The organism is Mesorhizobium sp. M4A.F.Ca.ET.090.04.2.1 (assembly GCF_003999085.1).
GTDB lineage: Bacteria > Pseudomonadota > Alphaproteobacteria > Rhizobiales > Rhizobiaceae > Mesorhizobium.
Map to the genome: position 1 here is coordinate 1 of NZ_RZOT01000951.1, position 854 is coordinate 854.

Annotated in this window: 1 protein-coding gene; it reads right to left on the reverse strand. The window is 67.1% G+C overall.

Annotated features, from left to right (window positions below; translation table 11 throughout):
- Nucleotides 1-70: 70 nt before the first annotated feature.
- The coding region (locus EN781_RS33400; protein WP_145965821.1) for a class I SAM-dependent methyltransferase at nucleotides 71-854 on the reverse strand (784 nt) is incomplete at its 5' end.

An 854-nucleotide genomic window follows, 5' to 3' on the forward strand; every position in this document is an offset into this window, starting at 1 on the left:
AATTATGGCGGCGCCATCAGGATTCGCGGAAATGACCAAAATGTGATGAGGCCCCGGACTGGCCCTCGCCTCAGGGCTTTCGTGCCGAGACCAGGAGATAGGCCTTGGAGACAGCGCCGAAATAGCCGGCAATCAACCGGCAGACGAGGGCGGTGCCGAGGCTGGACTTCAGGCTCATGGCGCCCTTGCCCCGTTCCGAGGCCGGCCATGCGACGAGGCTGCGGCGGAAGCCGCCGAGGCAGTCGTCAGTCCTGTCTTCGACCCTGATATCCTGAAAGCCGACGGCCTCGAAGAGCGCCCGGTAAGAAACGATGTCCGGGACCAGATTGGGCTTCGGCACGCCGAGGCGGTCGGCGACCGGAGCGGTGAAACCGCGAAACAGGATGTCGGAGAGCACGAGCGCGCCGCCGGGCTTGAGCACGCGCAAGGCTTCCGCGAGGAAGGCGGCGCGGGTATCGAAGTGGAAGGCGGCCTCGACGCAGATCACGGCGTCGAAGCTCGCGTCGGGAAAGGCAAGCTTGGCGGCGTCCATCTGCAACACCGTCGCGCCGGGCGCATTCTGGCGCGCCGTCGCGACCTGCGCGGCCGAGATGTTGATGGCAGTGACCGCCTCCGGCGGGTAGGAGGCGAGCAGACGCCTGGTCGACGCGCCGAGCCCGCAGGCGACGTCGAGGATCCGGCCGCCCTTGTCCGGGAGCCGTGCCAGCAGCGTGTCGACAAGCGCCTCGCTGGCTTCGCGCTGCGACGCGGCGCCCGTCGCCCAATAGCCGAAATTGTAGAAGCCGCTGCCGCCATAGTAGCGGCGCTGCTTGCTGCTTTTCATGACCCGGTCGTAGATGCGGACCATGGTCTGC